Source organism: Streptomyces calidiresistens (genome assembly GCF_014141525.1).
Lineage (GTDB): Bacteria > Actinomycetota > Actinomycetes > Streptomycetales > Streptomycetaceae > Streptomyces > Streptomyces calidiresistens.
The window spans coordinates 26,222-30,630 of record NZ_VKHS01000003.1; the positions used below are offsets into that span (position 1 = coordinate 26,222).

The following is a 4,409-nucleotide window of genomic DNA, read 5'->3' on the forward strand; positions in this document are numbered from 1 at the left end:
CGTCCCGACGGCCCCCACCCCACCACCAGGAAAGAGAATGAACATGTCAAAACCGATCGTGCTCTGCGTGCCGTTCGCCGGGGCGGGCGCCTCGGTCTTCCGCCCCTGGGTCCCCCTGTGCGGGGACGGGTTCGACCTGGCCGCCGTCCAACTGCCCGGCCGGGAGCAGCGTTTCGCCGAGGAGCCCCACCGCGACGCGGCACGGGCCGTCGAGGGGCTGCTGCCCGAGGTGCTGGAGCGGGTCTCCGGCGCCGGCCCCGTCGTCCTCTTCGGACACAGCCTGGGGGCGGTGCTGTCCTACGAGCTCGCGCACCGGCTGGTCGCGATCGACGACGTCGACCTGGCCGCGCTGGTGGTCAGCGGGTCCCCCGGACCGTGGACCCGGCGGGAGAACGGGGCGAGCGGTCTGGCCGACGAGGAGTTCCTGGCCCGGGTCAAGGAGTTCGCCGGTTACCGGCACGACGCGCTCGAGGACCCGGAGATGCGGGAACTGCTGCTGCCCACCCTGCGCGCCGACGTCGAGATGCACGAGAGCTACGTCCCCGGGTCGGACGATCCGCTGCCCGCGCCGATCGTCTCGGTCCGCGGCACCACCGACGTGCTCGTGGACGTCGAGCAGGCCATGGAGTGGAGCAAGGCCACCTCCCGGGACTTCCGGTTCGTCGAGGTCGAGGGAGGCCACATGTACCCGATCGACAACCCCGAGGGCCTGATCCGGGTGCTCGCGGACGTCTGTCCCCGCTGATTCGGCGCGAACGGTCCGCCGATCGCCCCAACACAAGGAGTCCTGGTGCGTCTTCAAGGAAAGACCGTCATCGTGACGGGAGCCGCGCGGGGCGTCGGCCGCGCCTGTGCGCTGGCGTTCAGCCGGGAGGGTGCCGACCTCGCCCTGCTCGACGTGTGCGGGGACATCCCCGGTGTCCCCTATCCGCTCGGCACCGCCGACCAACTCGACCACACCGCCCGGCTCTGCCGTGAGCAGGGCGCCGCCGTGCTCACGGCGGAGGCCGACATCCGCGACCTCCCCGCGCTGCGCGCCGTGGTCGACCGGGTCCGCGACCGCTTCGGCACGGTCGACGTGCTGGTCAACAACGCGGGCATCGCGGCGCCCTCGGGCAAACCGGCCCACGAGTTCACCGAGGACGAGTGGCAGGTGATGCTCGACGTCAACCTGTCCGGCGCCTGGCGCATGACCTCGGTGGTGGGCCCCCTCATGGTCGCCCGGCGGGCGGGCAGCGTGATCAACGTGGCCTCCACCGCGGGCCTGGTCGGCTACCGGCACTTCGCCGGATACGCGGCCTCCAAGCACGGCCTGATCGGACTGACCAAGGCGACCGCGCTGGACTACGCGCCGCTGAAGGTCCGCGTCAACGCCCTGTGCCCGGGCTCGATCCGGGACGACAGCCGGGTCGAGGGACGGATGCTCTCCGAGATCGCTCGCTCGCTCGGCCTGCCGGTCGCCGAGCACGAGGAGACCTTCGTCCAGTCGCAGCCGATGAACTCGCTGATCGAGCCGGAGGACGTGGCCCGGGCCGCCGTCTGGCTCGCCTCGGACGAGTCCGCACAGGTGACCGGCTCCGTGTTGACCGTCGACGGCGGCTTCACCATCCGGTGAACCACGCAACCACGCCAAGGGGACCAGTCGTGTCGATCTCTGAACAGGACGCCTTCGCAGCTCTCACGCCGTCGCGGCGTGCCGTCGTCCGGGCCGGCGAGTGGGTTCCGGACCACGGCCGGAAGGCGCCGGGGGCGGTCTGCCACGCCCTGAGCACGCGCCTCGCCCACGACGGGCTGCCGGAGGGCGGGCCGGAGGCGCTGGAGCGGCGGCTCGCCGCCCTCACCACCGAACTGCTCTCCACCACCGCCACGGCCGCGCTCTTCCGCGGCACCGCGCGGCTGTGGAGCGAGCGGGTGCCGTGCCGCTCCGACGACTCCGCCGCCCGGCGCCGGCGGAGGCGGGAACTCCTCCGTCCGGTGGTCGCCCTCCGGGACGCCCCGGTGCGCGCGGTGCTGCTGCGGTACGACGACGACGTCGCCGACCTCGTCGTGGTCGCGCACCGCGCTGCGCTCGGCACCGCCGCGCTGCACGGGTTCGTCGCGCGACTGCTCGACGCGCCGCGCCCCGCGGAGCGGGAGGCCGCCGGGGCCCCGGCGGCCGGACGGCCGTACGACGCCGCCCGGCACGCCGCCGAACTCGCCGACTGCACGACCGGGGACCGGCAGGTCCGGGGACCCGAGCGGACCCGTGGTCCGGAGGTGCCGGAAACCGCCCTGCTCCCGCTGCCCGCCGACCACCCGGAGGGCGACGCCGAGAGCTGGACGGTCGCCCTCGGTGTCGTGCTCGCCCGCTACGAGGGGGTGGACCGGCCGGTCGTCGCCGCGATGGTCCCCGACACCGAGGACGGCACCCCGGCCCCCGCCGTCGACGGGATCGCCCTGGTACCGGTGGCGGTGGACGGCGCGAACACCCTGGGCACCCTCGACAAGAACGTCCGCGCGAGGATCGCGACCGGACCGGCGTGGTGGACCGGCGAGCTCCTGCGGGAGGTGGAGGCCGCGGGCGGCGACCCCTCCGGCCTCGCCGGGGTGGGGATGGTCTTCGCCGACCCCGGCGCGCCCGCGTCCCCGGCGGGCACCCCTGCGACGGAGTACCTGCCCTTCCAGTTCCCGCCCTTCCCGGTGACCGTCTCGCTGGTCCGCGACGCCGCCGGGGATCGCACGCTGCGCTGCGACTTCTCGTCGCGGAGACTCTCCCCCGACCTCGCCGAACAGTTCCTGCGGCACGTGGGCCGGGCACACGGGGCGCTCCTGCGGTCGCCCGACACCCCGGTCCCGGACGTGCGGCTGTTGGACGGGGACGAACTGGACCACCTGGACGAACTCGGCCGCCCCCGGGGGCCGGTGCCCTTCGTCCCGCGGCGGATCGACGAGGCGATCGCGGAGATCGCCGCGACCCGCCCGGACGCGCCGGCGGTCGGCTTCGAGGACACCCGGCTGGGTTACGGCGAACTCGACGACCGGGCCAACCGACTCGCCCATGCCCTGCGGCGCGTCGGCGTGGCCGACGGCGACCGGGTCGGCGTGTGCCTGGAGCGGTCCGCCGAACTGATCGTCACGCTGCTCGCCGTTCTCAAGGCGGGTGCCGTCTACGTGCCGATGGATCCCGCCCACCCCCGGGACCGGCTGCTCCACATCGCCACCGACGCGGAACTCACCACGGTCGTCACCGACCACGCGGAGTTCCCCCGAGGCGACTCCGTCCGGGTGATCGGCAGCCGGGAACTCGCGGAGTCGGCGCCCGGCCACTGCGACGGACCGCCCCCCTCGCGGACCGGCCCGAACGACCCGGCCTACGTCATCCACACCTCCGGCTCCACCGGCCGCCCCAAGGGCGTGGTCGTCCCGCACGCGAACGTGCTCGCCCTGATGGCCGCCACCACCGGCGAGTTCGGCCTGGGGGAGGAGGACACCTGGACGATGTTCCACTCCAGCGCCTTCGACTTCTCGGTGTGGGAGATATGGGGCTGCCTGCTCACCGGCGGTCGCCTGGTCGTGGTGCCCTACTGGGTCTCGCGCTCACCGGAGGACTTCCACCGGCTGCTGCTCCGCGAACGGGTCTCGGTGCTCAGCCAGACCCCCTCGGCCTTCACCCACCTGGTGGAGGTCGAGCGGGACGGGGCGGAGCCCGCCCCGGTGCGGCTGGTGGTGTTCGGCGGCGAAGGGCTCGACCCGCGGATCCTGCTGCCCTGGTTCGACCGACACCCCGGGACCGGGTGCCGGGTGGTCAACATGTACGGCATCACCGAGACGACGGTGCACGTGACCGCGCAGACCGTCACCAGGGCCGAGGCACTCGCCGGTTCGAAGTCGGTCGGGCGTCCGCTGCCCGGCTGGTGGGTGCGGGTGACCGACCCGGCGGGCCGGCCGGTGCCGGTGGGCGTCGCCGGTGAGATCCGGGTCGGCGGCGTGGGTGTCGCCTCGCACTACCTGAACAAGCCGGAACTCACCGAGGAGCGGTTCCCGACCGATCCGCGCACCGGCGAGCGGATGTACCGCAGCGGGGACATGGGCAGGCTGCTGCCCGACGGGCGACTGGAGCACCTGGGCCGGCTGGACAACCAGGTCAAACTGCGCGGTTTCCGCATCGAACTCGACGAGATCCGCTCGGTGCTGCTGGACGACCCCCGGGTGAGCGCGGCGGCCGTGCTGCTCAACCGGACCGACCCCGGGAACCCCGCGACGGCCCGGATCGACGCGTTCGTGGTGATGGACGGGGACGACACCGCGGCCGTGCGGCAGCGCGCGGCCGGCTTCCTCCCCGAGTACATGGTGCCCTCCACGATCACCGTGCTCGACCGGATGCCGCTGACGACCAACGGCAAGCTCGACCCCCGCGAGCTGCCCCGACC

At 73.7% G+C, this 4,409-nt stretch carries 3 protein-coding genes; all 3 read left to right on the forward strand.

The features are described from left to right. The first annotated feature begins 43 nt into the window (after positions 1-43). A complete protein-coding gene (locus tag FOE67_RS00475; protein ID WP_182659733.1) occupies positions 44-745 on the forward strand; it encodes a thioesterase II family protein in 702 nt (233 codons plus the stop codon). Between the two features lie 45 nt (positions 746-790). Further along, positions 791-1,615, forward strand: coding sequence for an SDR family oxidoreductase (locus tag FOE67_RS00480; protein WP_182659734.1), 825 nt, complete (start codon positions 791-793; stop codon positions 1,613-1,615). A 29-nt stretch (positions 1,616-1,644) separates the two neighbouring features. Next, on the forward strand, positions 1,645-4,409 hold a 2,765-nt coding region (locus tag FOE67_RS28740), incomplete at its 3' end, for an amino acid adenylation domain-containing protein (protein ID WP_323383933.1).